Source organism: Streptomyces swartbergensis (genome assembly GCF_002148965.1).
GTDB lineage: Bacteria > Actinomycetota > Actinomycetes > Streptomycetales > Streptomycetaceae > Streptomyces > Streptomyces swartbergensis.
The window spans coordinates 1-22,549 of sequence record NZ_NGFN01000043.1; the positions used below are offsets into that span (position 1 = coordinate 1).

A 22,549-nucleotide genomic window follows, 5' to 3' on the forward strand; every position below is an offset into this window, starting at 1 on the left:
CTACGCGTCGGCCGTGCAGACGTGCCGCGGCCTGTCGGCGTCGACGGGCTGGATGGCGCCCGGCGAGTTCGACCGGCTGGCGGACGTGCAGGACGAGCTGGCCATGCACCGCACCCGCCTCGCCAACGCTGGCCGCCCTCCAGCGAAGCCAGCAAGCGGGCACCATGGTGCTCGCAGCCGTCCACCCCGGTGTTACGGCGGTCGAGGATCGTGACCACCACCGGACCGTCACACGGCGTCGGGTCCTCCGGGTGGGCGGCGGAACAGCGCCCCACCGTCACCACTTCCGGACCTTCATCGCCCGGCGGCGGGCGGCGGTGTCCTGCGGCAGCGGCGGCAGATCCGGCGTCGGCTCCGGACGCGGCGACTCGTCGGCGGCGCTCACGCCGCACCCTCGACCAGGTCCAGGCGGCCAGCGTTGGCGAGGCGGGTGCGGTGCATGGCCAGCTCGTCCTGCACGTCCGCCAGCCGGTCGAACTCGCCGGGCGCCATCCAGCCCGTCGACGCCGACAGGCCGCGGCACGTCTGCACGGCCGACGCGTAGCTGGCGGCCAGCATGCCGGCCAGGGTCTCCTCTGCGTGGGCCAGCGCAGCGGCGGCGGCCGGAGGAAGCGGGGCGGTGAGAGTGGGGGTCTCGGGAGCGATCGTCATGCCGCCACCTCCGCCGTGTGCTGGTTGTGCAGACGGGCGGTGCGGATGAGGCGCTGCAAGTCGGCGGCCAGGCCGAGCAGCTGGCCGACGGTCTCCTCGGCCTCGTCGACGGTGAGGTGCGCGTCGTCGCTCGCGTCGTCGAGGACGATGTGCGCCTCCCGCAGCCGCGGGTCATCAGAAGCGGGGTCCGACTTGATCGTCGCGTACAGCTCCAGCGCCAGCCGACCGCTGACGAACGACTTGATGCCGGTGTGCGCGGTCTCCGAGCTGTGCGCGATGTCCTCGACCGCGACCTGCCGGTCAGCGACATGATCTTCAACGCAGTAGTTCGGACAGTAGATACCGACGATCTGCGGGGTGCCGGTGCTGCGGCCGATCGCGGCCGGCACCAGGCGGTAACCCGGCTTGACCGCCGGGAAGGGGTGAACCGAACCCAGGGGTGCCTGGGTAGACTGCTGCCTATCCATGAGGGGACCTTTCAGAGATTCCTCGTGGTAGGGCCGGCCTGAGAGGTAGGAGTCTCGGTGTCCGGCCCGATCTTCTTTTGTGCGGCGCCCGCGGACTGGGTCCGGTAGGAGTGGGCACAGCTAGTAGGCCGCAAAGCCGGGGGCTCTGCGTCTACTTTGTTGCAGGAACAGCATGGCACGGGGTCACCCCGGGCCGCAAGAACTGACGCAACAAAGTAGACGCGGAATCTGGCCGCGCGGCGCCCCCGCGTGAGAACATGCAGCACATGGCAGCGAACACTCCCAACCTCACCAGCGCCGAGAAGGCGCTCTGGCTGCGAAAGCTCGATCGGGCGACCGCTGCCCACATGAAGACTCGCCAACGACTCGACGAGATCGTGGCTGGCGCCCGGCGGGCCGGCGTCCCGCTCACGGCGATCTCCGAGCACTCTCCCTACAGCCGGGAGTGGGCCCGCCGGATCGCCGACCGCATCAACGCCACGCCCGCCGACTCCGAAGAGGGCGGGCCAGAGTGATCTTCCGCAACGACTTTGCATGCCCTTGAGTCAAGCCGGGCCCTAGCTGAGTCGCCATGACCGGCCAGTGCAGCGCCGATGCAGCAGGAGTGCAGTCGCAGTGCAGAACGCCCAAGACGATCAGGCAAGGGGCGCAAAGTGGACGTCATCGACACGTGGACCGGCAGCTCAGCGTGCGCTTTGCAGCAGGCCCTACGGATGACGAACGACGGATTCGCTGACCACCTCGGGGTTGCCGTCCGGACCGTGGCCAGTTGGCACTCGACGCCGGACATCGTCCCTCGAACAGAGATCCAAGCAGCACTCGACACCGCCTACGAAAGGGCCACCGACTCTGTGCGACGACGCTTCGCTCTCCTCACCCGCCCTGCTGGCGGCGTCGAGGCGCAGGCCCTCCGCGTAGCCATCGCCGTGGTCGTCAAGGACGACGACGTACTGCTGGTTTGCCGCCGCGGCTCGGACTCCCTCACCTGGCAGTTCCCGGCGGGCGTCGTCAAGCCCGGCGCCTCTCCCGCAGTCGTCGCCGTGGAAGAGACGCACGCCGAGACGGGAGTCCGATGCACCGTTCGTGAGCCACTGGGCTCTCGCATCCATCCGACGACGGGCGTCGTCGCCGAGTACATGGCCTGCGAATACCTGATGGGTGATGCGACGAACCGCGACCCGTTGGAAAACGCCGACGTGGCCTGGGTGCCTCGATCGGCCCTCACTCGCTTCATCCCAGAACAGATCATTTATCCGCCGATCCTGGAGGCGCTGGCATGACCGAGACCACCACCGACAAGCCCGGCATCTCCGCCGCGATCATCACTGACAACGGCCGAGTGCTCATGGTCCGCCGCCGCGTGAAGGAAGGCGAGCTGTCCTGGCAGTTCCCGGCCGGCGCCATCGAGCCCGGGGAGGCCGCCGAGGACGCGGCAGTGCGGGAGACCATCGAAGAGACCGGCCTGGCTGTCACCGCGTCCCACCTGATCGGCGAGCGGGTGCACCCCAAGACCCTGCGGATGATGAGCTACACCGCATGCAAGGTCGTCCAGGGTGAAGCCCGCGTCGCGGACGAGGAGGAACTCGACGCCGTCGCCTGGGTGACGCTCGACGAGATCCCCCAGTACGTGCCCTACGGGCTGTACGAGCCCGTTCAGCGGTACCTGGAGGAGGCTCTCGCCGAGTGATCCCCCTGGATTCGAGCGCCCAGCCTGCGAGCCCTCGGCGGACGGAGACACGCCATCATCCCGAGGGATCGACGTGCCACCACTTCACCTTTCACCGACTGACCTGCGACGAGTACGACCAACTGCGAGCACGAGCAGCCGGCCGCTGCGAGCTATGCACCACTCCAGAGTCGGAGACCGGAGGAAGGCGACTCGTCGTCGACCACTTCTGGGACGCCGGAACCGAGGTCCGGTTTGTTCGCGGGCTGCTCTGCGACAGGTGCAATGCGGTGATGGCGTGCTTTGACGAGAGGAAGGCTTGGGGTGTCGCCAGCCGCCAGTGGGAGGATGCAGCGCGCAATTACGAGGCTCGTAGCTTCCAGCAGCCGACGGCAGAAGCGTGGTCGCTTGTATCCGAGGTGAGGAAGGCGCGTCGCGCCCGTAGAGAGCGGATGCGCCCCACTCGCAGCGAGCCAGCCCGTCTCGCCAGTTCCGATGGACGCCTGGATGCTTCCGTTCGCATCCCGCTCGACCGACCATCGGATGCGGCTGCGGCACTTCGAGCCGCAATGACGGCCGACCAACTGGCCGCCTTGATAGCCGCCCTCCAATCGTCGCAGTCGGAAGCCGCCTGACGGCATACGCCATGCCGAAGCGCCCCAGCCACTCGGCGGGGGTGTTCTTGGTTACCGTGCCGGAGGAGTGATGGAGGCCCAAGAATGAACGAGTCGGAGCAGCCGGATATGGAGATGCGTGAGGCGACGTTGCCGGACGGGACACGGATGATGATCGCGGTGAAGCCGGGCTTGTCGCAGGACGAGGTGGACTTGCTGGCGGCGCGACTGTGGCAGGAGCCGCGGGAGCAGTAGCCCGCCGGTGCCGGCGCGCTCGAGGTGTCGCGCTTCTGAACGCAGGAAGGCCCCCGCTGCAGATGGCGCAGCGGGGGCCTTCCTGCGTTCAGTGCCGGCGTTCAGTGCCGGCGTTCGATGCTGTAGATCCGCACGGTCCGCGCGTCTTCGTTGACGGCGAGGATGGCGGTGACGAGGGGCCGGACCAAGATGCGGTGGGTGCCGTCGTCGATGCCGTATGGCTCGGTTTCGATGTACGGCTCGTGGCAGACATCGGAGAGCGCGGTGGTGAGCTGTGCGCTGGCGTCATCGGGCAGGGAATCCCAGATGGCCAGGAGCGTCTCGTCGCAGAGGAGCCGGTACACGGCTCCACCTTGTCAGGTCAGGCAGCCCCTTGTGACCTGATTCGGGCAGCATCTGCGAGAACACGCTCGGTGACGTCAATCCACTCGCCGGGCGGTTCTTCCCCGCGGGCTTCCGCAGCGGCGATCTCCCGCCCACGCTGGACGGCGTCGAGGGTGCGTTGCGCGATGCCCTGCCACTTGGTGAACACCTGTAGCAGCTCGTGTGCCGGCGCCCTGTTGATCTCGGAGAGGAATCGCTGGGCGAGGGCGGGGTTGCCGAGGGCGTCGCGGATGGACTCAATGGTCCACGGCTGCTCGCTCATACTGCCCTCCGACCGTGCAAACTTCGTGTCTCATCGCCCACCGTAGCGCACCAGTAGTTGCCCTAGAGTGGGGTCGACCGGACATTCCCTATGTCCGACATGTTCTTCAACGTCGCCCGCTTCCGCCGGGCAGCAGGAAGCCCCCACTCGATCGAGTGGGGGCTTCGTCGTCACTGCCCGAGGATCCGCTGTTTCTGCTGCTGGAACTCGTCGTCGCTAATGACGCCCTGGTCGCGGAGGCTGGCGAGTTTGGCGAGCTCATCGGCAGTCGACGCGGTCGGCTGGGCGGCGGATGGGCCGGGCCCGTGGTGGGTGGCGATGGCGGTTTCGATGGCGGCCCGCAGTTCCTCGAATGCGGCCTGCTGCTTGCCCCGAACGAACAGCACCGAGTTCTCGTCGTTGACGGCGCTGCTGGTCTGGCTGCCGAACTTCGACCGCCGCTCGTTGCCGCCGGCCGCGCTGAAGGCGATGAACCCATTGACGAACGGCCCGGCAGGCTTCCACTGCACGCTGCTGATCTGCGAGATGTGGAAGCGTTTCTCGCCCTTGCCGACGCTGAGCCGGCCGAGGATGCCCTTGCGGGTGATGGTCACGGTCTGGCCGTCGAATTGGACCTGCCCGTTGTGGCCTTTGGCTTCTAACATGCGCCCCCCTTGGTGCTTGGAGGCGGCATTCTGGCATGCCGGCCGGGCGCCGGGGGCGGGCATGCGAAACGCCCCCGCGCCTCGGGTGAGGTGCGGGGGCGTCCGTCGTGTGCGGGGCCGGGTCATCCGTCGCGTCCGCGTGGCTGCTTGGTGCGGAGGAGCCGAACGGGCCGCACGTCCCGGCTGCCGTCCGCCCGTTCGACGAGAACGTTCCGCGGCGCGGTCCGCCCGAGGTGCAGGTGCGGGAACGGGACGTTCGGCGGCGGGACGGGGACGGCGTAGCGGGTACGGACCGTGACCGGCTCCCACTGGTTCGGCCCGCGGTGCTCCCAGTAGGTGCGCGCGGCAGGCTCGGGAGCGGCCGGCATGTCGAGGGTGAGCTGCTCGGTGGTCACGCGGTCCACCGCCGGACGGGGATGCCGGCTTGTTCGGCGAGGGCGGCGGTGTGGCTGGCGCCGCGGCTGCCGTTGCGGATGACGGCGAGGCACAGGTCTGCGCCGAGGTTGATCATGTGGGCGTTGCGGATGAACCCGGCGCGCTTGCCGTTGATCTGCCAGTTCGCCGGGTGCTTCTCCTCGGCGACGACGAACAGCGGGCCGCGTTGGGTGTCTCGGACCCACGCAGACGCCTGCCGGTCTGCACCGTTGGGGCAGTCGCCGTGCACGACGATCACGGGGACGGCAGGACTGGGCAGTTGGGCGAGGACGTCGTTGAGGGCTCGGCGCAGGGTGCGGACGTCCTCCCAGTCCCTGCTGCCGGTGACGAGGACGCGGTACGGCTTCACTGCTCCCCCGTCTTCTCGCCGTTCCACCAGCGCCGGTCGTTGGCGGCGGCCTCGCGGACGCTGGGGCCGGCATCGTGGGCGGGGATGGACAGGTCGCGGGTTCCGGCGCGCAGCCACTCGCCAGACGACGCGGGGACCGTGACCGGCAGGTGCCCGAACTCGCGGAGGACTTCCTGCAGGTCGGCGATCGCGGCCCGGTAGCCGTCGCCCCATTCAGTGCGGGCGGTGATCTCCTCGCTGGCGAGGTCGGTGACAGCCTGGAGGGTGCCTTGCAGCTTGCTGATGCGGATGGCGCGGCGGACGGCTTTGCGGCGCCACGCCTCTGCCTGCTCCCGCAGGTGGTCAACTTCGGACTGGACGACGCGCCAGACAGCAGCGGCAATGTCGTCGGGGTAGCGGGCGGGGGTGTCGCGGATGGCGGCGGTGATCTGGGTGTGGAGGTCGCCGGGGGCGGACCGCTGGGCGCGTTCGGCGGCTTGCTGGCGGGCCCAGTCGACGGGGCCGCGGGTCTGCGGCTCGGTCTGGAATCGCTGAGCGCCCGCCTGCGGCCCGTTGAGGGGGTCGGAGCCTCCCGAGACACCGACTTCGGGGGTTGAGGCCGCGAGAGGGGCGCTCAGCGGCTTTCCTGGGGCCTGTTCGGCGGTGCGGCGATCGGCGTTCACGACTCACTCCGGGATTCTGTGACGGTCTGGGTGGTTTTGGCGCCGAGCTGGAAGGCGGCGAGCTCGACGGCCTCCGCGATGGACAGTTCACCGTCGGCCTCAGCCCACAGTTGGGCGGCCCGGCGGGACAGTTCGTCGGTGAGGGCCTGCTGCTCCGGCGTCATCGACGGGCGGCCCTTGCGGCACCGCGAGCCGGGAACGAACTCGTGGCTCATGCGGCTGCCTCTCGTTGCGCGTCGGGGATGTGGATCAGGTGCACGCCGATCTCCCCCACGGCGAGGGCGATGGCGACGGCTTGGGCGCGGTCTGCGGCGCCGAGTGCACGGAAGATCTCGCTGAGGTGGCGGTCGACGGTCGTGCGGTGGATGCCGAGCCGCCGGCCGATCGCGGCGTTGGTGTTGCCGTTCGCGGCGAGCAGCAGCACCTGCCGCTGCCGGGCGGTCAGGGGTCTCACGGCCGCCTCCTGGGTCGGGGCACCCTGCCGCGGATGTCCAACACCCCGTCGGCGCGGGCCAACAGCAGCAGGGCGCGGCGGAGAACAGCGCCGGGGCGTTCACCGCGGCGGGCGTAGGCGGCGAGGATCGCGGCACTGCCGTCGTCGGGCTGCCAGCGCAGCGGCGCGCGGGTCACGACTGGGCCCCGTCCTGCTGCGCCTCGGCGGCGGGGTCCGTATGGCAGCCGCAGCCCCACTTGTGGGTCTCGGGAGTCGGGCAGTGTTCGCTGTGGCCGATCCCGGCCTCACAGGCGGGGCAGTCCCGGGCGGGGGCCTCGGTGCCGGTCTGCGCCTCGGCGGCCATCCGGCGCAGCTCGGCCATCACCTCGTAGGCGCCGTTGGCTGCCCCCACGTCGTGCTTCATGCGGAGCCGGAGGGCGACGATCTCGGCGCAGTCGGCGGCTTCCAGCAGGACGGCGGCCCGGTCGGCGCACAGCTGCTGCACCATGGCGTCGATGCGGTCCGCGCGGGCACGCAGCTGCACCCCGTCCTTCCGGAGCCGGTCGGCGTCGCGGCACAGGGCGTCCCACTCGGCCCGGTCGGCGGGCTCGGGCAGCACGGCCAGGACCGCGTCGACGAACCCGTCGGTCTCAGCGTCCGCGCCGTAACGGTCCAGGAACCCGTGGCCCCAGCCACAGGTGCGGGCGTCCTCTCGGGCCAAGGCGGCGGCGATGCGGTCGTGGAGCGCGGCCCGGTCCACAGGCGGCACGGCGGCAGGCACGGCGTGCGTCGGGTCGATCAAGTCGGCGGCGGCCAGTCGGTGTTGCCCGGCAGCCGTGTCCACGCCCCACACGGCAGCGTCCTTACGCTGCACGGAGGCGAGTTCCTGGGCGTGCAGGCAGAGGGCGCCGTCGATGACGTCCTCGGGCAGGCCGTGCCGGTACAGCAGCTCGCGGGCGGTCTCGGTGTTGGTCACAGGTGTCTCCTGGTGTGGGGCCGTCCCGGTCGGGCGGCGGGTGTGGGAGGCTGCGGACAGGCCCGGCTGGCTATGACCCAGCCGGGCCGCTTCGTTCAGGCGGTGATCCACTGGCCCCAGCGGCAGCCGGTGCACAGCCACGCCTCGCCCTCACGGAAGTCGGCGCAGTGGTTGGCGATGTACTCGACGGGGTCGCCGCACTCGGGGCACGCCTCGGGCTTGCCGTCCGGCTCCCCGGTCGGCTCCTCGTCGTCGAGGGACGCCGGGTCGTTCACGGCGTAGCTGCTGGCGATCCGGTATCCGGCCGCCGCGTACTTGGGCAGGAGCTGCTCCTCGATCGCTTCCCGGCCGCGGTCGTCGTCGTGGCCGTCGTCGGGGCTGCCGTGGACGCGGACGCTGTAGCCGTCCGTCCACAGCTCGATGGTGAAGCGGTCGCCGTCGTCGCTGGTGAGGTTCCAGGTGTGCTGAACGTGATCGTCGTGGATGCTCACGGGTGTCTCCTCGGGTTCGGTGCCCGGTGTGCGGGCGGGGCGGGGGTTACTGCTGGGTGTCGTATTCGCGGTGGAGGACGGTCACGTCGGCCTTGTAGGCGGCGGCCACCTCCTCCAGCCGGGCACGCAACTCGTCGAAGTCGGCCGGAGCCAGGTCGACGGCGTCGATGCGGAAGTCGGCGGCGATACGGGCAGGCATGCAGGTCCTCCTCGGTGGGCGGGTACGCGGCGGGGCTAGGCGGGCGTCAACGCGCGGCGGGCGGGTTTCGCCGATCGACCGGTMCCCGCCCGCGGCGGGTACGGTGCGGGGCAAGCCCGCGGCGGATAGGCGCCGCCGCGGGCCGCATGCGGTCACGGGGCGGGGGTGTCGGTCGTGAACTCGATGACGACCGCCTCGTCTCGGACGTGGAACCGCAACGCGTCGTCGTGGAGCGGCTGTTCGCGGTCGAGCCCGTGGGCTTCCCGGTACGCCAGCTCGGCGACCGCCCAGGCTTTGCCGATCTCGGCAGCGGCAGCACCCCACGGCTCGGCGGCAGGGACGACCCAGCGGTGAATGCGGCGGGTGACCGTCTCGGACGTGAAGTCAGCCACGAGTGGTCTCCTCGGCGAGGACGTCGGCGACGGACCGGCCGCGGTACGTCAGCGTCGGGGCCAGCTGCTTAGCGAGGCGGAGCGCCGTGTCGTGGTCGAAGCGGTGCGCGTTCAACCACTCGACGCTCTCGTCGATGCCGTGCTCGGGCCAGCTCGGCTCGTAGTCCCAGGTGCCGTCGGTGCCGTAGTCGCGGATGCCGTGGCGGACGGCGAAGAGGCCGTCGCCCGCGTACTTGACCTGGATGGTGAACGTCCACCGGTCGTCGTGGCCCTCGGGCAGGCAGGAGACCACGTATCCGGTCGGCTGAACAGTGGGCTCGGGGATGCCGTCGGCGGGGACGGTGTGGCCGAGCCCTTCGCGGATCTCCCGCATCGTCATCGCACGCTTCGGACGGTCGGTCATCACAGGCTCTCCAAGGTGGGCTGGAAGGGGGTCAGTGGTAGGGCGGTCTGGTCGGGGTGGATCTCGGGCGGCGCATCCGCCGTGCGGGCGGCGGGCCGGGCGGTCATCGGTAGCGGTGCGCGGTGATCTCGGGCCCGGTGTCGCGGTGGTAGGCACTGCGGCACTCGCTGTCGCAGAAGGCGGCGTCAGCACGCTTGCGGAGCCGGCGATGGGGTCCGCCCTTGGTGGCGCAGGGCGCCTCGAGGGTTCGGCACTCGCCGCACCAGTCGACGGGGTCGATATGGGCGCCGCACCAGTTGCAGTGACGGGTGCCGTCGCCGTGAACGACCGCCTCTTGAGCGCGGTACCGGGCGTAGCGGTTCCTCATGCGGCCTCCTCCTCGTCGTCTTCGTCGCCAGGCTGGGCATGCTCGAAGGCGCGCTCCTGGTCCTCCGGGGCGAGAGTGCGGTAGCAGGCGGCGCACAGCTGCTCGTCGCGGAAGCGGCCGGTCTTCACGTGGTCTCGTTCGAACTGCGGGAAGGTCCGCTTGCCGCAGCGCGTCACGGTCGGGGAGATCGACAAAGCCACGAAGGCCGCGCCACCCGAGACCACCTCCGTCACCTCGTCCTCGGCGAGGTGGTGCGCCTCGTAGCGGACGGCGATGTGCACCGTCCCGGTGGAGAGGCTCTCGACGAACAGCAAGTCCGCGTCGAGCGGGATCGGCTTCACGCGGCGTTCCCTTCCTGGGGTCGGTGGGTGGTGTGGCTGTTGGGGTTGCCGCCGCACAGGGCGCAGGTGCACATGTCCGACGGCGGGGTCGGGCCCGTGGCGGCGGTCATGCGGCGGCCCATGCGGCGGGCTGGAAGCCCTCGGAGCGCCAGCGGTAGACGCTCCGCGGGGTGACGCCGACGATGCGGGCGACCTCCTCGGCAGGCACGTCACGCTCGCTTAGACCGCGGGCGACCATCACCCGCTCCAGCCGGGTCAAGCCCTCAACGGGCCGGCGTTCGGTGACGATCAACTCGACGTCGAACTCGTCAGCGACGGTCCACTCGGTGAAGTCGGGGTCGCCGTGTCGGCGGATGCGTGTGCGGTGCTTGTCGCAGAGGCGGCGGCCGGGTCGGGCCGGGGTGGCGCAGTCGTCGATGTTGCAGTTGCGGCTCACGCGGCGGTTTCCTCGGCTTCCTGGTAGCGGCGGTTGTGGACGGTGAGGCGAGCCCGCCCGTCCTCGTGGCAGGGCACGGTGGGGGTGACCTGGCACTGCGGGCAGCAGGCCGTGGTCTGCGCCCAGGCGGAGATGCGCTGCGGGTGCGGCTGGGTCATGACCTGGTTGCGGGTGCGGAGGACGCACGGCCGGTGGGCGGCGGCCCCGCAGTGCGGGCAGGGCACGGAGCGGGCCGGGTGCTGCTTGGCGCGCAGGCCGTGACGGATCGACTCCGGCATCGGGGCGGCAGGGCGGCGAGTGGTCATCGACGGCCCCCGTTCACGGTGCGGGCGATGTCGAGGGCGTGGTTGCTGCCGCACCAGCCGCACGTGTCGCCACCCCGCTCGGACGGGTCGAGCATGGCCAGGCAGCCCAGCCAGTCGCCGACGTACTGGACGACGTCGGCCTCCAAGGGCGTGTCAGAGGCCGTGCGGAGCCGCTGGGCGGCGTTGCTGAATTCGATCTCGGGCTTCATCGGGTCTCCTCGGGCGGGCAGTTGCCGCAGTCGCAGGGCTGGTCGGGGAAGTGCTGGGTGTTGCGGTAGTGCTTGACGGCCGCGTCCCAGGCGGCTTTCGGCAGGGACCACTCCGGAGGCGGGCCCGGCGGGCTGCTGCCGGTGGGCCAGGCGCCGGGCCGGTGACCAGGCGGCCGAGGCGCAGCCGGCTTCTTGGCGGGCTCCTCGCGGCGGGCCTTGCCGATGTCGATCTGCTGTCGCATGAACGCCCTTAGGTCCGCTCCCCCGCCCTCGGCGCGCATCGCCTTGATGTCCTCGAGCTCGGGCTCCCAGTCGGCGGCGGTCACGATGCGGCCTCCTCGTCGACGTCGGCCTGGTCCGCCTGCTGGCCGCCGAGGATCCGGGCAGAAGCCGCCCTGCGGCGCGCAATCTCCGCCTGCTCGTCACGGCCAGACCGCGCAGAGTGCGGGGCGCGCTCCCGGCCGTTCTCCATCCGGCACGGCCGGCCTATCGGCGCCCCACAGGCAGGGCACTCGATGCCGAGTGGGCCCGGCCGCCGCACCGCGGCCACCTCGTCCGGGATCTCCCGCCCCACGCCGGCCAGCAACTCGGCGACCGGACGGCGTCTCATCACCTGGCCATCGGCGGCCCGGGTGCGCTGACCGCGGAGGGCAGCGAGGTAGGCCTGTACGTCATCCGGGTCTGCGTCCGGGACCTCGGCGGGGAGGCCCGGGCCCTGGATGTCCGCGGCGCGGTCGTCACGGGTCCGGCGGATCTCGGCGATGATCTCGGCGGGGCTGACGAACGGCTGCTTACGGGCCACCGAAGCGGCAGCTGCACGAGCGTCAGCGAGCGCGAAGTCGGCGAGGACGTCGTGCCAGGCGTCCGGGGTGTACTCGTCGAACTTCTGCTGGGGGCACAGGGCTCGCACATAGCGGGCGAGCATCACGGTCTCGTCGGGGGTCACTGGTCCTCCTGATCCATTCGGGCTCGGGCTCGGGCCATGGCGCGGCTGGCCCAGTCGTCGACTTCTTGCTGATTGCGGCTGGCCGGGCCGGTCTGTCCGACGGCGGCGGGCAGGTAGGTGACGTCGCCCTGCGCTTCGGGGGCCTCGAGGCTTCTCCAGCCCTGGACCCAGGCGGAGGCTCCGGCGGGTACGCCTTTGAGGCGGGCGGAGTTGACGGCGTAGGCGACCATGGCGGCCACGCCGACGCGGTTGGTGGCTTGCCGCGTGTACTCCCAGCCGGATTCTCGGAGGTCCCAGGCGACGCCTGCGAGGCCCGCGTTGGCGATGCCACGCTTCAGTTCGGCGAGGGGGTCGGGGAGGCCGTCTGGTCGCGGCTCGCTTGCAGCACCAGTACTTCCGTAGGAAGTACTGGGGTATGGAGTGGCACCGGCATGGATACCCGTGACGGAAGCGTCACGCCGTGACGGGCCCCTCTGACCTGCACTGCTGTCGGAACTTTGAGAATTTTCCGAGGCACTTTCACTTTTTTTGGAGGACGAATCGAAGGTAAAGTCCTTCGATTCGTCGGCGTTTCGGTCGCCTTTTTGGGCTCGGCCGTGGTCGCTGCGGGCACCTTCGCGGTGCTTCGACTGGCGGTCGCGGGCCTTCTTCCGCTCGGCCTCGGCGCGGGCGCGGGAGGTGTTGCGGCCGTCCTCGAGGAAGTCGTGGAAGACGTAGTCGCCGGGCGCCGGGTTGGGGCATCCGTCGGGGCAGTTGTGGCCGTGTTCGTGCCACAGTCCGGCCTTGATGAGCTTGGCTGCCTGTGGCTTGGTGCCGTACAGCTCGGCGACTACGCCGGGCACGATGCCGTCGGTCAGGTGCTGGGCGGCGTAGGAGCCGCAGCGCAGCCAGAGACCGAGCGCAGCATTCCCAGCCTTGATCAGCTTCGGGTGGGAGTGAGCCTTGTCGTCGATCCTGAACCAGGGCATCGGGACTTCTTTCGGTTGGGCTGAAGGCAGGGGTCGTCGTGGGCTCTTGGCACGCCGTACCTGGCGCTGCCATACTACTTTAAAGATTGGAAAGAATGGAAGGATTGGAAATGACTTACACTCTGACCATGGCTGCTGACCAGGGCATTCAGATCGCAGACGACGGCGTGGCCGAGGTCTCCATGACCGAGGCGCGGGCCCAGCTCACCCGCCTGATCCGCGGCGTCCGCGAGGACGGTCGTCCCGGCGCGTTCACAGAGCGCGGCGAGCGTCGCGCCTACGTCGTGACGCCAGCGATGTTCAGCCGGGTCAAGGGGCCCAGCGAGAAGGAGAAGGCGTTCAGCGAGCTGGTGCACAAGCTGGACGCGCTGTTCCAGGACCCCGAGTTCGCCGCCCGCGTAGCGGAGAAGGACCCCGAACTCCATGAGGTGCTCGAGGGCGGGGCATACCACCTGCTCCTCTGACCGCATCTCCCCTCCTCTCCTCCGGGGCCCCGCTTGCGCGGGGCCCTTTGTCGTGCGCCTCAGGCCGCGGTCTGCTGCCGCCGCTGGTTCTGGCTGAGCCCGCCCCACACGCCGCGCACGGTGGCGCCGTCGTGGGTTTCGAGGGCGGCGCGGTGCTGGTCGCATTCGGCGATCACCGGGCAGTCGGCGCAGATGCGTTTCGCGGTCTGGCTGCCGCCGCCGGCGAGGCCTTCGGTCCACGTGTCGGGGTCGGCCTGTGCGCAGAGGGCGGAGGTCATCCAGGCGTAGCGGCCGGCGCTCATGCGGCGGCCTCGACGGCGTACTGGGGGTGGTCGCGGAAGGCGTGGTCGATGTACGCCTTGCTGACGCCGAGGCGTTCCGCGGCGGAGGCACGGTCGAGGCCGATGGTGGTCATGACCCAGTGCGCGTCCTGGGCGACGATCTCCCGCTTCGTGACGCCGTAGAGGGGCTGGAAGTCGGGGTCGTCGATGACGTCCATGCGGTCGGCCCAGTAGGTGACGGTCGGCCACTTCCTCTCGGCGGCCAGCTTCCGCATGCGCCGGATCTGCCGTGCCTCGATGCCGTGTCGGGACGGCCGCTCGTCACGCAGGTGCTCGTATGCCTCGGCGACCTTCGCCGCGGTGGCGCTGCGGATGGGGTGCTCGCTTTCGGTACGCCGGACCAGGTCGCCGACGTAGCTCGGGTTGAGGCCGATGTGTTCGGCGAGGCGGCGCATGGGCCATCCGTTGGCGACGAGGGCTTGGATGCGGCGCCTGGTTCCGGTGCCGTCCGTGTAGCCGACGGCTGCTTGCTCGGCGGTGACGGCCAGGATCTTCCGCGCGGTTTCGGGGGTGACGCGGTGCTTCCTGGGGCGCTTGCCTGACGGGGAGGGCAGGAAGTTGCGGAGGGTCCACTCGTCGAGTCCGGCGGTGCGGGCGACGGCGTTGACGCTGATGCCCGCGGCCTGGAGGGCGGTGAGGTGCTGCCGGACGGGCTGGGCGTCGATGAGGGCGGGCTGGCCTTCGCGGCGTCGGCGCCGCAGGTCGCGCTGCCACTGGCGCCTTCGCTCAACGCAGTCGGGAAGGCGGCAGCCGTAGTCGGTGTAGCAGGTCAGGTTGTTGTGGTGTGGGGCTTCCCCGGTGCGGCGGGTCATGGCTTCTCCTTCCGGGTGCCGGTTTCGTCGGTGTTCCAGGCGTTCCAGCAGGCGGTGAGGAGCTGGTCGTCGTGGCCGGGCTGGGTGGGGATGAGGGGCGCGTTGTTGATGGCGTCGCGGAGGCGTGCCATCTGCTGGCGTTCGGCGCGGAGTTGGCGGCGGCATGCGGCCACCTGGCGCCGGTACTGGATGTGGACGATGCTGCGGCGGGCGGCCTTCCAGGCGATCCAGCCGCCCGCGGCGACGGCGAGGCCGGGCCCGTAGGTGGTGGCCTGCTGGTCGACCCACACCCAGGCGTCGATGACGGCGGACAGCTGCTCGGGGGTCACGACTCGCCCTCCGTCCGCCGGGCGGGCCGGGTGATGAGCGCGAACACGACCGCAGCGGTGCCGATCGTGAAGCCGAAGCAGGCGAGGAACAGGGCCATCAGGCGGCCCTCCCCTGCATGGCGGCGACGGTGCCGCGCCAGCGGCGGACGGCGGACTTGTCGCGGGTGTGGCCGAAGCCGTCGACCCGGGTCACGCCGTCCTTGTGGAGGCTGGCCGCGAACCTGCCCCAGTCGTGGTCGCGATCGGGCGGGTCAGGGAGCTCGTGGTCGCGGGCGACCTTCCAGAACAGGAACGGCTGCCCGGTCCGGGCTATCTCGACGAAGGTGGGGCGGACGATCTCGACCCACGTCTCGTAGTCCTCGATGCGCTGCTGCGTCCGGGTCTTCGCCGGCTCGGGGACGCTGCCGTCGAGGGCGGGCTGCACAGTGGCGGTCATGACGCGGACTCCTCGTCGGTGATGGCTTCGATGTGGAGGCCGGGCTGCTGGACGTTGACGGTGTGGGTGCGGCCATCGGGCGACTTGACGACGAAGCCGAGGCCGCGCGAGATGCCGTTGGACCACTGCCAGGCGTCGGCGATCTCGCCTTCGAACGTGACCCGGACCTTGGTGCCCTTCCGGGCCAGCGCCAGGAGTCGCGCCTCCTCGTCGCTGAGGGCGTGCATGGGGCGCGGTTTCGGAGCGTGCATGATCGTGACCTGGGTGGGGCGCAGTCCGGGCACGGGGTTCTCGCAGCGGCAGCCGATCTGCTCGGGGTCCGGCGGCTGGACCTTGCACGACTTGTCGCAGCGTCGGCAGTACCAGACCAGAAGCGTCGTCTCGGGGAGCGTGGTCACCACGCCACCCCCGTCTCCTGCCGGAGTGCGGCGTTGACGATCTCCTCGTCGGGCGTCCAGAAGCCGAGCGCCCCCTTGGCGGGCACCGGTTCCGGGAGGGCGATCACGTCGGCGAGCGTCCAGTGGTAGGCGAAGTCGAAGCCCCATGGGCCACAGCAGAGGCCGTCCTCGGACCAGTGGCAGCCGGTGATCGTGGCGACGGCCACGACCGCGCGGTACACGTCGAGGTGTTCGCCGTACACCTGCGCCTGCTTGTCGGGCTGGGCGCCGGCGTGGATGAGGATGCGGGCGCCCTCATGCTTCGCGGGCAGCTTCCACGATCGGTTTTCCACGCGCTTCGTCTGATGGGCGATCGCCCCGGCCCATGGCTGGCGGATGGTGAGGGCCTTCATCGGACGTCCTCCGTGAGCTGGATGGTGCGGCCCCTGTGGGCGGGTTCGAACGCCCAGTGGTTGCGGTTGCCGCTGAAGGCGGGCACGTCGACGAGTTCAGGGCCGAGACGGACGGCGCCGAGGACGACGGCTTCGTGGACGGTGGCCCGGTCGAACGTCTTGAGGTGGGCGTAGGGGCCGTCGGGGCCGTTGCGGAGCTCGGGCACGATCAGGGCGGCGTGCCGCTGGTTGCGCTTGATGTAGCAGGGGCGGCCGAACGAGGAGCGGAAGCGCAGCAGGCTAATCAGGTCGCGGACTGCGGGGCGGTAGGTGGAGAGCTTGGTCATGACGCCGCCTCCTCGCGCACCTTGAGGCTGACGGGGGTGAGGTAGAGGACGCGGTTCACGGTGTCGCTGATGGCCTGCTGGAGTTCAGCGGCGAGGAGCCGCTGCGCGTCGCTGGTGAGCTCGCTGCTGATCGCGAGGTGCAGGGCGCAGTTCCAGGAGCCGTCGACCATCTGGTAGCCGAACGTCGGCCCGGGCTGGAGCTTGCTCGTCTCGAGGGCGTCGGCCCACTCTGCGACGGAGGTGGAGCGGAACTCGGAGGTCTCGTCGGTCATGTGTGATTCCCTTGGGGTGAGGGCCGCCCCGATACCCGCGGGGCGGCCGTTCGCGTGTGCGGGCTAGAAGGGCGGGTCGGACGGGTCGGCGCCGAGGGTGAGTTCGGTGATGCGCTTCTCGATGTCGCCGGTCAAGTCGGCGCCTACGTGCTTCAGGGCGAAGGTGATCGTCTGGCCCACGCCCTGGGCGTCCCCCTTACTGAGGAGTGCGGCGGCCAGGTATTCGGCAAGGACCCGGCGGACCGGTTCGGGAACCTGGGCGGTGATGTCGGGTGCCTTGGTCCACGGGTCGCGTTCGGGGGTTGCGCCCGCCCATCCGGCCGGGGCGAGACCGGCGGGGGTCTTGTAGGCGGAGCGCGGGTCCCAGCCGTCGGCGGTGAGTCGGTCGTCGACGAGGTCGTCCAGGTTGCAGTGGGCTTCGTCGAGCGCCTTGGTGAGGTCGATGGCCGCCTTCCAGCGGTCCTTCTCTCGGCTGGCAAGTCCCTCGGCGATGTGCCGGGCGACGAGGGCGCGGGCGTCGTTGAAGCGGCGGCGCAGGGAGTAGAGCGCTTCGCTCAGGTCGGCGGTTCGGGTGGCCTGGTCCTCGTCGCGGGCGAGGGTGGCGTGGACCTGCGCCTCGGCGATGGTCCGGTCGGCTTCGGGGTTGTGGCCCTCGAAGGTGGTGTTCTTGTCCTCGTGGGCCACGGTCAGCAGTCGCAGCGCTTCGGCGCGGTGGTTGATCGTCATGTGGTGTGGTCTCCTCTTGGGAGGGCCGACCCGCCTGATTTGGGCGGGCGGGTCGGCCCGCGCGGATGGGGTGGTTACGGCTGGTCGGGTTCGGGCGTCCAGTCGGTGGAGTCGTCGATGGCGTCCTGGTCCCAGGCGCCGGGTGTGGGCTGGTCGTTGTCGCCCAGTTCGACGCTGTACGCGGCGTCGGCGGCCGGCGCAGGTGCCTGCGTGGGAGCCGGGGCGGTGAGGGCGGCGACGGACAGCGGCGCCTTCTGCGGGACGACCTCGGCGTAGGTGGTGCCTTCGAGCTCCTCGGAGACGTAGGGCATGCCGTGCAGGGCGTCGGAGGCGATCAGCCGGCACAGTTCGCCCGTTGCACGGGCGACGAGCATCGTCTGCGGTTGCTTCTTCCACTCCGGCTTGTTGAGGAGGCCGAGCTGGCTGGCGCGGGCGGTCGTCCACTCGACGGTCTGCCAGTTGTCGGTGCCCTTGCGGCGGCCACGCATGACGCAGCGTTCGGGGGTGGACTCGACGAGTTCGACCTCGTGGCCCTGCTTCTGCACGATGCCTCGCATGGCGTGCGCCCGCAGGGCCGGGGTGCCCTGGATGACGTCGATGCTCTTGAGCGTCGCCATCGGCTTCAGCCCGAGCTCGGAGCCGGCGAGGATCGCCGCGGTGATGTCACCGGGCTTGCCACGCAGTGACTGAGGGACGAACGAGGTGGCGGCGAGCTTCTGCGCCATCTGGTAGGCGAGGTCGGCTTCCTGCGCCCACTGCATGAGGGCGGTCGTGCCCGCGGTCGGAGCCGGGGCGGGGAGGGTGTTGGTCTGCTGGTCGGTGGTGGCGACGGCCTGCTGCTCGTCGCGCTGGGCGATCTCGTTGGAGGTCATGCGTAGTTCTCCCTTGGGAAGTTGGTGTGGGCAAATTCGCCGAAGTGGCTGATGGCGGCGATGTCGTAGGCGCGGGCGGCCTCTTCGCGAGTGGCGTAGTAGCCAAGGGACTTGGTCTTCCGGCCCGCCCTGAGCCGTGCGTGCCAGCGTTCGCTGCGGGGGTACCAGGTGACGCCCTTGAAGCCGGAGTTGCTGGTTCGCTTCATGCGGTGGTTTGCGGCGTTCTGCGTTTTGGTGCACGGCCGCAGATTCGTCTTGCGGTTGTCGAGGCCATCCCCGTTGACGTGATCCACCATCGGCAGGCCGGTGATCAGCGAGTGCATGTACTGCGTCGCGCGGCGTCCGTCAGAAAGGCGCACTCCTCGCTTCGCATACGCGGTTCTGCCGTGCACTTTCGCCTGCCACGGGCCACTCGCCACGATCGCCTCGTAGTCTTCGGCGTCGACCAGCGCGTAGAAGCCCTTGGTGAGCGGTATCCGCTTCACGTTCTCGCTGCTCACGACAGATACTCCTCGGCCTGACGGAGGGTCGCCCAAGCCGGCATTCCAATCTGGGGGATGGTGTCGACGTGGCCGGTCCAGTCGGGCCAGTCGTCGTTGGCAACGCACTCGGCGTAGCGGCGCAGCGCTTCCTCGTTGCGCCCGCGGCCGATGTCCTGGTCCTGGTCCTTCAGCTCGCCGACGGTCACCAGGTAGGGAGCCTTCTTCGACTGGACGACGAAGAGGAAGCGCGCCCCTTCGGGGGCCAGTCCGGCAGCCTCTACGCCATCGATGTAGAGCGCCCCTTGCTGGTGGTAGCTGTAGCTCTCGATCGACTTGCTGAAGCCGCCTGGGCTGGCGTCGGCCGCGGTCTTCAGGTCGACGACGAAGGTCACGTCGGGGCGGATGACCAACCAGTCGGGGCGGACACGGAGCCGCACGCCAGTGCCGGGGTGCGTCCAGTAGATCGACCGTTCGGCGATCCCGTTGCCCGGCTTGAACAGCGGACCGGCCAGACGGTGCTTGCTGATGGCGTCTGCCATCGCCTGCACCTGCTCGCCCTCGTGGAAGAGGAGCGGTACGGCGCCGGCGGCGCGGATGGCGTCGCGCTCCTCGCGGGCGGCCTTGGTGCGCCAGTCGTCCCACTCAGTGACGACGATCTCCTCGCCCTCCCCGAGCACGAGCTTGTGGGCGGCGTGCCCGAGGTCGAACTCCCGCTTCGGCGGCTGAGGGTTGTCACGGTCGTACTTGAACTGCGCAGGGCAGCCGGGGTTGAGGAGGGCCCGGAGCCCGGTGGAGGAGATCGAGGTGCGGTCCGCGTGGTAGTCCTCGGCGGGCAGGCCGTCGACGATCTGCGGCGCCTCGACCTCGACTGCGGCGGTCATGCGATGCCGTCCAGGCGCATCGGCGTCGAGTCGGCGATCGCGTCGTAGACGTCGCGAGCCCAGCGGGCGTCGCCGAGCGCAGTGTGCGCGGCCTCCTCGGCGGGCGGCTCGACACCGACCGCACGCGACAGCTCGTAGGACTTGAACGGCAACTGCGGGTAGTCGCCGGGGAAGAGGAAGTCGCCACCGTAGACGCCGGATGCGGCCAGGCCGAGCCGGAATCCGGCCGCGAGGGTCGCAATATCGACCGGCCGGTAGTGCCACTGCGCGGCGCCGGGGCCGAGGAGCTTGCGCAGGTGCCGGTCGTCGAAGCCGGGATTCGAGCCGATCATCACAGCGCCGGACAGGACGTTGACGATGGCCTTGACGGCCTCAGCGCTGCTCATCAGGACGGCCGGGATCTGGCCGGTGAAGGCGGCCGAGTCCTCGCCTGTGGGCAGTTGGCGGCGCTCGTGGAAGCGGCCGATGCGCAGGGCTTCGGGGTCGGCGCCCGCCAGGGTGACGGAGAACTGCCAGACGTATTCGGTGTCGGTGGTCTCGTCGCCGTCCTGCTCGCGCAGGATGACGGCGACTTCCCACACCTCGCCGATCTCGGCGTCGAGGTGGGTGGTCTCGCAGTCGACGAACGCCAGTGGCGTCGTCCGTTTCGTGGTGCTTTCGGTGGTCATGTGACCCTCACTTGGGTGTGCTGGGGTAGGGCCCGCTCCGCTGGGCGGGGGGTGCTCCGGCGGAGCGGGCCCTACGGATGCCGCAGCGCGAGGGGGGCGCGCAGGCGGCAGGTATGGGGTTGTGGTGGCGGCTTACTCGGCGCCGGCCGCGCGGACGATGCGGTCGTGTGCCTCGTTGAAGTCCTCGGTGTCCAGGCCCATCCACGGCACGGTTTGCGTCATCGCGTTCAAGATCTCGAAGGAGTTGAGGCGGTCGGCCTTGTACTCGTCGGCGGCCTGCTCGATGTCGGCGTCGGTGTAGGTGCCGTTGTGGGTGACGTTGCCGGGCATGTAGGAGCTGCCGGGGGACTCGCACCAGGCCCAGCTGAGCTTGGCGGTCAGGTCGCTGACGGCGTCGGCGTTGACGGCGGCCTGGATGGCTTCTGTGTCCTGCGTCCAGTCGATGCCGGTCTGCACGAGGATTTCGACGCCCTTGAAGGCGTCCTCGCGGCGCATCGCTTCGGCGATGGCGAGCCCTTCGTGGTGGCCGATGCGCCAGCGGGCCGCGCAGTTCAGGGACTGGTCGTTGGGCATCCGGAACACGACCAGTCCGGGCGCGGCCTGGATGGCGTCGGGGACGGTGTGCTGCTGCTCGCCGTGGATGACCATGCGGTACTCGGTGGTCTCACCGATCATGAGGTTCTCCTGTGGGATCCTTGGTGGTGGAGTCCCCGGGCGGTTCGAGCGTCCGGGGGTTCTTCTTGTGCGCCGCCCCGGGCCGGCCGGTCGTCATCCGGCGGGCGGCGGGTCAGGTGGCCGGGTGGTCGGGCTGGTCGAGGATCGGCAGCTGCTGTGTGTCGTCGTTGCTGGTGTCGCGCCACGGCACCGGGGACACGTAGGGCAGGCAGACGATCGGCGAGTACGGCCGGACCAGGTCGGTCGGCACCTCGCTGATGCGGGGGCCGGGCGTTGACGACGGCCCTGCGGAGCCGCTCCTGCTCCGCCTTGGCGCGGATCGTTTTGCCCCGCAGTTCCTCGTTCGCCTTCAGTAGCGCCGCCCGCTCCGCCCGGAGTTGGGCGATGAGCATGGCGTCTTGGCAGCCTCGGATGAGCGCCGTGTGCAGCTGGGTTTCGCGGTCTTCTACGGCGGCGACGAGTCGCTGGTTGTCGGCCTCGGCGAACCGCGCTTGGTCGCGGAGTTGGGCGTAGGCCGACGTGTGCTTGCCGATCGTTCCGATGGTGATGGCGGTGCTCACTGGCCCTCCTTGCGGGCTCGTATGCGGGCGGAGATGAGTTCGCCGAAGAGGAGCAGGAAGATCGGGGCGACGAGGATGAACGCCGCCACGACGGTCACGACGCCGCCCACTCCGCGATGGCGGCCTCGATCGGGGCCCGCAGGTGGTCGTGCCACAGGCTCCTCATCGGCGTCGGGGCGCCGGTGTGAGCGAGGGTGGCGACGGCGGCGGTGAGCATGGCGGGCGCCACCCAGCCGGGCACGGGCAGCGGCTCCGGGTCCCGGTTGGAGCCGTCCTCGTTGAGGCGGGCCCACTGCCAGACGGGGCCGCGGTCGTAGTACTTGTCGCGGCCGGTGTGCCAGTCCCAGATGAGGATCAGGCCGTGCCGGTACCGGTCGTCGGGGATGTCGGACGTTTCCGGGGTGAGGGTGATGACGCCGCGCAGGTAGGGCACGTCGTAGGAGTCCTCGACGAATGCGTCCGTCTGCTCGGGCAGCATCTTCGCCTCGGTCAGGGCGTCTTCCACGGCCTCGATGTACGGGGCGTGGGGCAGGGTGTGGATGCTGGTCACTGGGTCCCCCGGTTGAGGAAGTTGCGGTCGATGTATCCGGCGGCTGCCGTGGCGGCGAAGTCGCGGGCGGTGGTGAGCTCTTGGTGGCGCTCCCGCTCGAAGGCCACCGCGGCGGCGAGGACGACTGCGCGCGCCTCCAGCTGCTGGATTCCGGCCCGTATGTCGGCGTTGGACATGGGCCGACGCACGGTGAGCGTGTTCGTGTCGGCGTGCCACGTCTGCGCGCGGTTCCAGTCGGCCTGCGGGTAGGCGCCCTGCAGGAGGGATGCGATGCGCCGGGACCCGCCGGCCTGGAACTTGATGATCTGGCCGTTGGTGTCGAAGGCGCGGGCGAGGTAGTGGCGGACGCTGCGGCCAGTGCCGTCCATCCAGATCGGTGTGACGAGGATGGTGACGGCGTCGGGTGCGATCTGGTGGAGGCGCCAGGGCAGTTGTTGCTGGTGCCTGCGGCGGCGGCCCGCGGAAGCTTTGCGGGGACGCGCGGGCAGCGCCTCGGTGACGGTCGCCATG

At 70.2% G+C, this 22,549-nt stretch carries 48 protein-coding genes; 7 read left to right on the forward strand and 41 right to left on the reverse strand.

The genetic code is table 11. The features are described 5' to 3' along the window. On the forward strand, positions 1 to 214 hold a 214-nt coding region (locus CA983_RS47130), incomplete at its 5' end, for a hypothetical protein (protein WP_208636929.1). Between the two features lie 167 nt (positions 215 to 381). Here CA983_RS47130 and CA983_RS09950 read toward each other — a convergent pair. Continuing rightward, positions 382 to 651 (reverse strand): hypothetical protein, encoded by a 270-nt coding sequence (locus CA983_RS09950; protein ID WP_086600506.1) that lies wholly within the window; start codon positions 649 to 651, stop codon positions 382 to 384. After that, positions 648 to 1,118, reverse strand: coding sequence for a DUF6907 domain-containing protein (locus CA983_RS09955; protein ID WP_143645471.1), 471 nt, complete (start codon positions 1,116 to 1,118; stop codon positions 648 to 650). Before CA983_RS09955 ends, CA983_RS09950 begins: the two co-directional genes overlap by 4 nt. 266 nt (positions 1,119 to 1,384) lie before the next feature. On the opposite strand from CA983_RS09955, the gene CA983_RS09960 reads away from it, so the two are divergent. The 5 genes from CA983_RS09960 (at position 1,385) to CA983_RS46655 (ending at position 3,653) form a co-directional block, all read left to right on the forward strand. Further along, positions 1,385 to 1,633: a hypothetical protein gene (locus CA983_RS09960; protein ID WP_086600508.1), complete on the forward strand. Its 249-nt coding sequence runs from the start codon at positions 1,385 to 1,387 to the stop codon at positions 1,631 to 1,633. Between the two features lie 138 nt (positions 1,634 to 1,771). Beyond that, a complete protein-coding gene (locus CA983_RS09965; protein WP_086600509.1) occupies positions 1,772 to 2,398 on the forward strand; it encodes an NUDIX hydrolase in 627 nt (208 codons plus the stop codon). Further along, positions 2,395 to 2,805: an NUDIX hydrolase gene (locus CA983_RS09970; RefSeq protein WP_086600510.1), complete on the forward strand. Its 411-nt coding sequence runs from the start codon at positions 2,395 to 2,397 to the stop codon at positions 2,803 to 2,805. Before CA983_RS09965 ends, CA983_RS09970 begins: the two co-directional genes overlap by 4 nt. After that, positions 2,802 to 3,419 (forward strand): endonuclease domain-containing protein, encoded by a 618-nt coding sequence (locus tag CA983_RS49450; RefSeq protein ID WP_158101848.1) that lies wholly within the window; start codon positions 2,802 to 2,804, stop codon positions 3,417 to 3,419. The genes CA983_RS09970 and CA983_RS49450 overlap by 4 nt, the downstream gene beginning before the upstream one ends. Positions 3,420 to 3,503: 84 nt before the next feature. Next, complete coding sequence (locus CA983_RS46655; RefSeq protein WP_167407350.1) at positions 3,504 to 3,653, forward strand: hypothetical protein; 150 nt, start codon at positions 3,504 to 3,506, stop codon at positions 3,651 to 3,653. A gap of 101 nt (positions 3,654 to 3,754) precedes the next feature. On the opposite strand, the gene CA983_RS09980 is transcribed toward CA983_RS46655, so the two are convergent. The 22 genes from CA983_RS09980 to CA983_RS10080 all read right to left on the reverse strand — a co-directional run bounded on the left by CA983_RS09980 (position 3,755) and on the right by CA983_RS10080 (position 12,855). Next, positions 3,755 to 3,997 (reverse strand): hypothetical protein, encoded by a 243-nt coding sequence (locus tag CA983_RS09980; RefSeq protein WP_086600512.1) that lies wholly within the window; start codon positions 3,995 to 3,997, stop codon positions 3,755 to 3,757. Positions 3,998 to 4,014: 17 nt separating this feature from the next. Continuing rightward, positions 4,015 to 4,299 (reverse strand): hypothetical protein, encoded by a 285-nt coding sequence (locus tag CA983_RS09985; RefSeq protein ID WP_086600513.1) that lies wholly within the window; start codon positions 4,297 to 4,299, stop codon positions 4,015 to 4,017. A 170-nt stretch (positions 4,300 to 4,469) separates the two neighbouring features. Continuing rightward, positions 4,470 to 4,943, reverse strand: coding sequence for a DUF4429 domain-containing protein (locus CA983_RS09990; RefSeq protein ID WP_086600514.1), 474 nt, complete (start codon positions 4,941 to 4,943; stop codon positions 4,470 to 4,472). A gap of 122 nt (positions 4,944 to 5,065) precedes the next feature. Continuing rightward, positions 5,066 to 5,338: a hypothetical protein gene (locus tag CA983_RS09995; RefSeq protein ID WP_143645472.1), complete on the reverse strand. Its 273-nt coding sequence runs from the start codon at positions 5,336 to 5,338 to the stop codon at positions 5,066 to 5,068. Continuing rightward, positions 5,335 to 5,727 (reverse strand): SLOG family protein, encoded by a 393-nt coding sequence (locus CA983_RS47750; RefSeq protein WP_107500215.1) that lies wholly within the window; start codon positions 5,725 to 5,727, stop codon positions 5,335 to 5,337. The genes CA983_RS09995 and CA983_RS47750 overlap by 4 nt, the downstream gene beginning before the upstream one ends. Then, positions 5,724 to 6,389, reverse strand: a complete 666-nt coding sequence (locus CA983_RS47755; RefSeq protein ID WP_107500216.1) for a hypothetical protein — start codon at positions 6,387 to 6,389, stop codon at positions 5,724 to 5,726. The genes CA983_RS47750 and CA983_RS47755 overlap by 4 nt, the downstream gene beginning before the upstream one ends. After that, on the reverse strand, positions 6,386 to 6,604 hold the full coding sequence (locus tag CA983_RS10010; protein WP_086600518.1) for a hypothetical protein: 219 nt from the start codon (positions 6,602 to 6,604) through the stop codon (positions 6,386 to 6,388). Before CA983_RS10010 ends, CA983_RS47755 begins: the two co-directional genes overlap by 4 nt. After that, the gene (locus CA983_RS10015; protein ID WP_086600519.1) at positions 6,601 to 6,843 is read right to left on the reverse strand and encodes a helix-turn-helix domain-containing protein; all 243 of its coding nucleotides are present in this window, start codon (positions 6,841 to 6,843) and stop codon (positions 6,601 to 6,603) included. The genes CA983_RS10010 and CA983_RS10015 overlap by 4 nt, the downstream gene beginning before the upstream one ends. Continuing rightward, positions 6,840 to 7,019, reverse strand: coding sequence for a hypothetical protein (locus CA983_RS10020; RefSeq protein ID WP_086600520.1), 180 nt, complete (start codon positions 7,017 to 7,019; stop codon positions 6,840 to 6,842). The genes CA983_RS10015 and CA983_RS10020 overlap by 4 nt, the downstream gene beginning before the upstream one ends. Next, the gene (locus CA983_RS10025; RefSeq protein WP_086600521.1) at positions 7,016 to 7,798 is read right to left on the reverse strand and encodes a hypothetical protein; all 783 of its coding nucleotides are present in this window, start codon (positions 7,796 to 7,798) and stop codon (positions 7,016 to 7,018) included. Before CA983_RS10025 ends, CA983_RS10020 begins: the two co-directional genes overlap by 4 nt. A gap of 95 nt (positions 7,799 to 7,893) precedes the next feature. After that, positions 7,894 to 8,289, reverse strand: coding sequence for a hypothetical protein (locus CA983_RS10030; RefSeq protein ID WP_086600522.1), 396 nt, complete (start codon positions 8,287 to 8,289; stop codon positions 7,894 to 7,896). Positions 8,290 to 8,335: 46 nt separating this feature from the next. Then, positions 8,336 to 8,488 carry a hypothetical protein gene (locus CA983_RS46180; protein ID WP_158101849.1) on the reverse strand — a complete coding sequence of 51 codons (153 nt, stop codon included), beginning with the start codon at positions 8,486 to 8,488 and terminating at the stop codon, positions 8,336 to 8,338. 152 nt (positions 8,489 to 8,640) lie between these two features. Then, positions 8,641 to 8,880, reverse strand: coding sequence for a hypothetical protein (locus CA983_RS10035; RefSeq protein WP_086600523.1), 240 nt, complete (start codon positions 8,878 to 8,880; stop codon positions 8,641 to 8,643). Further along, positions 8,873 to 9,283 carry a hypothetical protein gene (locus tag CA983_RS10040; RefSeq protein ID WP_086600524.1) on the reverse strand — a complete coding sequence of 137 codons (411 nt, stop codon included), beginning with the start codon at positions 9,281 to 9,283 and terminating at the stop codon, positions 8,873 to 8,875. The genes CA983_RS10035 and CA983_RS10040 overlap by 8 nt, the downstream gene beginning before the upstream one ends. 103 nt (positions 9,284 to 9,386) lie before the next feature. After that, positions 9,387 to 9,650, reverse strand: a complete 264-nt coding sequence (locus tag CA983_RS10045; RefSeq protein ID WP_086600525.1) for a hypothetical protein — start codon at positions 9,648 to 9,650, stop codon at positions 9,387 to 9,389. Beyond that, positions 9,647 to 9,991, reverse strand: coding sequence for a hypothetical protein (locus CA983_RS10050; protein WP_086600526.1), 345 nt, complete (start codon positions 9,989 to 9,991; stop codon positions 9,647 to 9,649). Before CA983_RS10050 ends, CA983_RS10045 begins: the two co-directional genes overlap by 4 nt. A 106-nt stretch (positions 9,992 to 10,097) precedes the next feature. Further along, positions 10,098 to 10,427: a hypothetical protein gene (locus tag CA983_RS10055; protein ID WP_086600527.1), complete on the reverse strand. Its 330-nt coding sequence runs from the start codon at positions 10,425 to 10,427 to the stop codon at positions 10,098 to 10,100. After that, a complete protein-coding gene (locus CA983_RS10060; RefSeq protein ID WP_086600528.1) occupies positions 10,424 to 10,732 on the reverse strand; it encodes a zinc finger domain-containing protein in 309 nt (102 codons plus the stop codon). The genes CA983_RS10055 and CA983_RS10060 overlap by 4 nt, the downstream gene beginning before the upstream one ends. Then, positions 10,729 to 10,941 carry a hypothetical protein gene (locus CA983_RS10065; RefSeq protein ID WP_086600529.1) on the reverse strand — a complete coding sequence of 71 codons (213 nt, stop codon included), beginning with the start codon at positions 10,939 to 10,941 and terminating at the stop codon, positions 10,729 to 10,731. Before CA983_RS10065 ends, CA983_RS10060 begins: the two co-directional genes overlap by 4 nt. Then, a complete protein-coding gene (locus tag CA983_RS10070; RefSeq protein ID WP_086600530.1) occupies positions 10,938 to 11,267 on the reverse strand; it encodes a hypothetical protein in 330 nt (109 codons plus the stop codon). Before CA983_RS10070 ends, CA983_RS10065 begins: the two co-directional genes overlap by 4 nt. Beyond that, a complete protein-coding gene (locus tag CA983_RS10075) occupies positions 11,264 to 11,887 on the reverse strand; it encodes a zinc finger domain-containing protein (protein WP_086600531.1) in 624 nt (207 codons plus the stop codon). The genes CA983_RS10070 and CA983_RS10075 overlap by 4 nt, the downstream gene beginning before the upstream one ends. Beyond that, positions 11,884 to 12,855, reverse strand: coding sequence for a hypothetical protein (locus CA983_RS10080; protein WP_086600532.1), 972 nt, complete (start codon positions 12,853 to 12,855; stop codon positions 11,884 to 11,886). The genes CA983_RS10075 and CA983_RS10080 overlap by 4 nt, the downstream gene beginning before the upstream one ends. Before the next feature lie 128 nt (positions 12,856 to 12,983). Here CA983_RS10080 and CA983_RS10085 point away from each other — a divergent pair, with 128 nt between their 5' ends. Then, positions 12,984 to 13,319, forward strand: coding sequence for a type II toxin-antitoxin system prevent-host-death family antitoxin (locus tag CA983_RS10085; RefSeq protein WP_158101850.1), 336 nt, complete (start codon positions 12,984 to 12,986; stop codon positions 13,317 to 13,319). Between the two features lie 59 nt (positions 13,320 to 13,378). Here the strand turns inward: CA983_RS10085 and CA983_RS10090 are convergent, their stop codons facing one another. The 17 genes from CA983_RS10090 to CA983_RS10165 all read right to left on the reverse strand — a co-directional run bounded on the left by CA983_RS10090 (position 13,379) and on the right by CA983_RS10165 (position 22,548). Beyond that, positions 13,379 to 13,621 carry a WhiB family transcriptional regulator gene (locus CA983_RS10090; protein WP_086600534.1) on the reverse strand — a complete coding sequence of 81 codons (243 nt, stop codon included), beginning with the start codon at positions 13,619 to 13,621 and terminating at the stop codon, positions 13,379 to 13,381. Further along, a complete protein-coding gene (locus CA983_RS10095; RefSeq protein WP_086600535.1) occupies positions 13,618 to 14,472 on the reverse strand; it encodes a hypothetical protein in 855 nt (284 codons plus the stop codon). Before CA983_RS10095 ends, CA983_RS10090 begins: the two co-directional genes overlap by 4 nt. Next, positions 14,469 to 14,801 carry a hypothetical protein gene (locus CA983_RS10100; protein ID WP_086600536.1) on the reverse strand — a complete coding sequence of 111 codons (333 nt, stop codon included), beginning with the start codon at positions 14,799 to 14,801 and terminating at the stop codon, positions 14,469 to 14,471. Before CA983_RS10100 ends, CA983_RS10095 begins: the two co-directional genes overlap by 4 nt. A gap of 97 nt (positions 14,802 to 14,898) precedes the next feature. Continuing rightward, on the reverse strand, positions 14,899 to 15,237 hold the full coding sequence (locus CA983_RS10105; protein ID WP_086600537.1) for a hypothetical protein: 339 nt from the start codon (positions 15,235 to 15,237) through the stop codon (positions 14,899 to 14,901). Beyond that, positions 15,234 to 15,638 (reverse strand): hypothetical protein, encoded by a 405-nt coding sequence (locus CA983_RS10110; RefSeq protein ID WP_086600538.1) that lies wholly within the window; start codon positions 15,636 to 15,638, stop codon positions 15,234 to 15,236. Before CA983_RS10110 ends, CA983_RS10105 begins: the two co-directional genes overlap by 4 nt. Continuing rightward, positions 15,632 to 16,027: an ASCH domain-containing protein gene (locus CA983_RS10115; RefSeq protein WP_086600539.1), complete on the reverse strand. Its 396-nt coding sequence runs from the start codon at positions 16,025 to 16,027 to the stop codon at positions 15,632 to 15,634. The genes CA983_RS10110 and CA983_RS10115 overlap by 7 nt, the downstream gene beginning before the upstream one ends. Continuing rightward, positions 16,024 to 16,353 (reverse strand): hypothetical protein, encoded by a 330-nt coding sequence (locus CA983_RS10120; RefSeq protein ID WP_086600540.1) that lies wholly within the window; start codon positions 16,351 to 16,353, stop codon positions 16,024 to 16,026. Before CA983_RS10120 ends, CA983_RS10115 begins: the two co-directional genes overlap by 4 nt. After that, the gene (locus CA983_RS10125; RefSeq protein ID WP_086600541.1) at positions 16,350 to 16,625 is read right to left on the reverse strand and encodes a hypothetical protein; all 276 of its coding nucleotides are present in this window, start codon (positions 16,623 to 16,625) and stop codon (positions 16,350 to 16,352) included. The genes CA983_RS10120 and CA983_RS10125 overlap by 4 nt, the downstream gene beginning before the upstream one ends. A 63-nt stretch (positions 16,626 to 16,688) precedes the next feature. Further along, a complete protein-coding gene (locus tag CA983_RS10130) occupies positions 16,689 to 17,351 on the reverse strand; it encodes a hypothetical protein (RefSeq protein WP_086600542.1) in 663 nt (220 codons plus the stop codon). Positions 17,352 to 17,425: 74 nt separating this feature from the next. After that, complete coding sequence (locus CA983_RS10135; protein ID WP_086600543.1) at positions 17,426 to 18,223, reverse strand: hypothetical protein; 798 nt, start codon at positions 18,221 to 18,223, stop codon at positions 17,426 to 17,428. Continuing rightward, the gene (locus CA983_RS10140; RefSeq protein ID WP_086600544.1) at positions 18,220 to 18,723 is read right to left on the reverse strand and encodes an AP2 domain-containing protein; all 504 of its coding nucleotides are present in this window, start codon (positions 18,721 to 18,723) and stop codon (positions 18,220 to 18,222) included. The genes CA983_RS10135 and CA983_RS10140 overlap by 4 nt, the downstream gene beginning before the upstream one ends. After that, entirely contained in the window at positions 18,720 to 19,586 is an 867-nt protein-coding gene (locus CA983_RS10145) for a PD-(D/E)XK nuclease-like domain-containing protein (RefSeq protein ID WP_086600545.1), read from the reverse strand. Before CA983_RS10145 ends, CA983_RS10140 begins: the two co-directional genes overlap by 4 nt. Beyond that, entirely contained in the window at positions 19,583 to 20,254 is a 672-nt protein-coding gene (locus CA983_RS10150) for a 3'-5' exonuclease family protein (RefSeq protein WP_086600546.1), read from the reverse strand. The genes CA983_RS10145 and CA983_RS10150 overlap by 4 nt, the downstream gene beginning before the upstream one ends. Before the next feature lie 132 nt (positions 20,255 to 20,386). After that, positions 20,387 to 20,929: a hypothetical protein gene (locus CA983_RS10155; protein WP_086600547.1), complete on the reverse strand. Its 543-nt coding sequence runs from the start codon at positions 20,927 to 20,929 to the stop codon at positions 20,387 to 20,389. Positions 20,930 to 21,041: 112 nt separating this feature from the next. Further along, positions 21,042 to 21,179, reverse strand: a complete 138-nt coding sequence (locus CA983_RS46185) for a hypothetical protein (protein WP_158101851.1) — start codon at positions 21,177 to 21,179, stop codon at positions 21,042 to 21,044. Between the two features lie 404 nt (positions 21,180 to 21,583). Further along, on the reverse strand, positions 21,584 to 22,039 hold the full coding sequence (locus CA983_RS10160; RefSeq protein ID WP_086600548.1) for a hypothetical protein: 456 nt from the start codon (positions 22,037 to 22,039) through the stop codon (positions 21,584 to 21,586). Continuing rightward, positions 22,036 to 22,548, reverse strand: a complete 513-nt coding sequence (locus CA983_RS10165) for a hypothetical protein (protein ID WP_086600549.1) — start codon at positions 22,546 to 22,548, stop codon at positions 22,036 to 22,038. The genes CA983_RS10160 and CA983_RS10165 overlap by 4 nt, the downstream gene beginning before the upstream one ends. Position 22,549: the final 1 nt, after the last annotated feature.